The organism is Bartonella sp. AP19HLJMH (assembly GCF_042196245.1).
GTDB lineage: Bacteria > Pseudomonadota > Alphaproteobacteria > Rhizobiales > Rhizobiaceae > Bartonella.
In genome coordinates, this window is the sequence record NZ_JBHIPX010000041.1 from 1 (window position 1) to 2,822 (window position 2,822).

5 protein-coding genes and 1 pseudogene are annotated in these 2,822 nt (G+C 34.1%); 3 read left to right on the forward strand and 3 right to left on the reverse strand.

Features of this window, described 5'->3' with window-relative positions:
- Positions 1-233, reverse strand: a pseudogene (locus ACFINR_RS09070) (hypothetical protein); the annotation flags it as partial.
- 205 nt (positions 234-438) lie between these two features.
- Positions 439-741, reverse strand: coding sequence for a helix-turn-helix domain-containing protein (locus tag ACFINR_RS09075; RefSeq protein ID WP_100128398.1), 303 nt, complete (start codon positions 739-741; stop codon positions 439-441).
- Between the two features lie 91 nt (positions 742-832).
- On the opposite strand from ACFINR_RS09075, the gene ACFINR_RS09080 reads away from it, so the two are divergent.
- Genes ACFINR_RS09080 through ACFINR_RS09090 form a run of 3 tightly spaced genes read left to right on the forward strand, consistent with a single transcriptional unit; the run spans position 833 to position 1,905 of the window.
- Positions 833-1,084 (forward strand): helix-turn-helix domain-containing protein, encoded by a 252-nt coding sequence (locus tag ACFINR_RS09080; protein WP_375654205.1) that lies wholly within the window; start codon positions 833-835, stop codon positions 1,082-1,084.
- A 10-nt stretch (positions 1,085-1,094) separates the two neighbouring features.
- Positions 1,095-1,664, forward strand: coding sequence for a hypothetical protein (locus tag ACFINR_RS09085; protein WP_375654206.1), 570 nt, complete (start codon positions 1,095-1,097; stop codon positions 1,662-1,664).
- Between the two features lie 10 nt (positions 1,665-1,674).
- On the forward strand, positions 1,675-1,905 hold the full coding sequence (locus tag ACFINR_RS09090) for a hypothetical protein (RefSeq protein ID WP_208434686.1): 231 nt from the start codon (positions 1,675-1,677) through the stop codon (positions 1,903-1,905).
- 87 nt (positions 1,906-1,992) lie between these two features.
- On the opposite strand, the gene ACFINR_RS09095 is transcribed toward ACFINR_RS09090, so the two are convergent.
- Positions 1,993-2,664: a hypothetical protein gene (locus tag ACFINR_RS09095; protein ID WP_375643700.1), complete on the reverse strand. Its 672-nt coding sequence runs from the start codon at positions 2,662-2,664 to the stop codon at positions 1,993-1,995.
- Between the last annotated feature and the right edge of the window lie 158 nt (positions 2,665-2,822).

The window sequence follows — 2,822 nt, forward strand, 5'->3', positions numbered from 1 at the left end:
CACTGCTCTTCACATTCTTTAAGATAGAATTCGGCAATATCTTCAGAGATATCTTCGCAACGATTAGTCGTTGGTTCAATACGCAAAATTTGGACAGCATTATCGGCTTGGTCGATAAATTTGATCATGTCACTTCTTTCTAAGAAAGGACCAGATTTAGCGAGATTTTGCTCTTCATTTTCGCACATCACTAAGAGAATTTCATCAGAATTTATAAACACTGGTTTATTCACAAATGCCTCCATACTGCCTATTGGCAAAAGTTATTTTCTAAGATATGGGATATTTGATACCAAAACGGTAATTTAAAGTCAATACCAAAATGGTTATTTTTTATTTTATATTTTTTTAGAGTAGAAAAAATGGATGAAAAATGGTCAATTAATACGCAAATATTAGAACTATGGGATAAATTGACAGAAGATGAAAAAAGAGAGTTTATTCTTTTTTATCTTGATAAAATGAAGAAAGGAGATCAAGAAGTTTAACCTTATTATCGTAGCTTAGATGCTCTAACATATCTTCAATTTGTTCATCTAAGCTATTAGGCTTATTTCCCGAAAACAACAGTTGTTTGGGGGTAATTTTTAAGTGTGGCGCCAAACGTACAGCCCACTCCTTTGTTAATTTTCGTTGTCCATTTTCTAAACGAAAAATTTGTGGCTGACTAGTCCCTACCAATTCGGCTAATTCTTTTGAAGTTAAACCTACTTTTTGTCTGAAAAATTTCAAATTATTCATGATTCTTATCCTAATTAAAAAAAATATCCTTTCAAATGCCAATATGGTAAAATATGCTTGTCTTAATAATACCAATATGGTAAAAAGAGGAATGTCTAAACTAAAACTGTATTTATCAAAGAATAATATTACTTATGCCAAGTTTGCGATTTTGGTAGGTGTTACACAAGCATCTATAGCACGCTATGTGAATAAGAAGCGATTTCCGCATCCTAGGATAATACAAAAAATAGCAGAAGTTACTGATAATTACATAAGTCCTAGCGATTGGTATCAAGAGAATTTTTCTTCAATTTCTAAAAGTCGCGGTGTTGATCAGACGAGCGATAGATTGCAGCATTAAGGAGATCAAAATGAGTTCGAATGAAATTTTATGGATAGCAGTGGTTTCAGTTTTGCTCTTAAGCGGAGTGATGTTTCGTATTGCATTGCATTATCGCGACCAAGTTAAGGCGCTTAAAGAGCAGGTTCAAGATCTTAAGAAAGAAATGAGAGAGAATGAGTTTAGGTATTCAAAGGAAAGCAAGCAGACAATTGATGAATGTGATGCGGATCTTGAAGAACGTGACAAGCTAATTGAAGCACTGAAGCAAGAGATTAAAGAGCGTGACGAGGAAATAGAAGAACGTGACGAGGAAATTAAACAACTGAAACAAAAGACTGAAGAGCATGAAAAGGCGTTCAGAAATGTAAGTGAAGTTGTAATGACACTCGAAGCAGATGTTCAATCACGCGACGAGGAAATTAAAGAATTGAAGCAAGAGATTGAAGAACGCGACGACGAGGAAATTAAACAACTGAAGCAAGAGATTAAAGAACGTGACGAGAAAATTCAAAGACTAACACAAGAGCTTAAACAGCGTGATGAAGCAGTAAAAGCGCCGCTTCATAAGAATAAGAAGAGTAAGAAGAAGGGTAAGTGAGGAGAGAAAGATGAGTTTAGTAGCAATTATTACGTTTTTTACTACCAATGCGGTTATGTTCTTTTGTGTTATCGCTATGTTCTTTTTTGTTTTGCTCTATCGCAATAGAGAACAAGAGCTCAAAACAGAACTGAAGGAAAAAGATATATTAATTGTAAAGTTAAATATGTCAATTGAAGAGTTGAAAAAGAAAGTACAAGAAAGAAGAGTTATAGGAACCTTTGGAGGTTATGATTCATGAAAAAGAACAAACTAATAAATACTTTTATCTTCTCACCTTAATAGGTGAGAAGATAAGTAAAACCTAATTCCCAATCTTATAAGATTATCATCGTTGATGACTTAATTTTCGAAAAAAGCTGGGCCAAAAGCGAACTTCAAGTGTTTTATGTGGGTCATATGATGAAGTATGTTCTAAGATAAAGATCGGAACGGATAGTTTATCATGATTTTCTGTTTCTATGGAGCGAATTTTTAATTCCCATTGAAAACTATACCCACCATTCACTGTAAATAGGTCAATTCCTCTTTCTAATACGTTGTTTTGGATGACAGGATTTGTTGTAACGGGAGTTATTAAATCGATACATTTGGGAGATGTTTTAAGAATGCTTCTTGGAGAGCTTTGAGAGTATGGATAAGGAGTTGGATAGAATGCTTGAACGAATTCGAAAGGGCTATTTTCATCTATTCGTATATAGTTCATTTTCATTGGTCGGTCTGTGGGGTTTTTGATGGAAAATTCTATGAGAATACCTTCTGGTGATAGATCTTCAGGTTTAAGATTAAAGATCTCAACTTTCATCTTTGGTCCTAAACCTTCTGCTATGTTTTCTGTCCACAAAGTTTCTAAGGAATTTCTTATCATTTGGGGAAGGTCTTTTTTCAATATACTTTGTCTTTTGAATGTTGCGAGTTCTGTTTCAATGTTATTCAATTTATTGTTCATGTTAATTGTAATGTCAGTTAATTCTACAAAATTTTCTTGCATATTTCTCATATCTCTTTCTCCTCCGCTTTGGGAAAACAGTAATTTTATAAAATACGTTTTGTATGGAGAGGATCGGTGATTAACACGATTCTTTGTTTTGATCTAGGTACCAAAACGGGGTGGGCGATACGTGGTGCAAGTGGTGACATGTTCAGTGGTACCGTGAA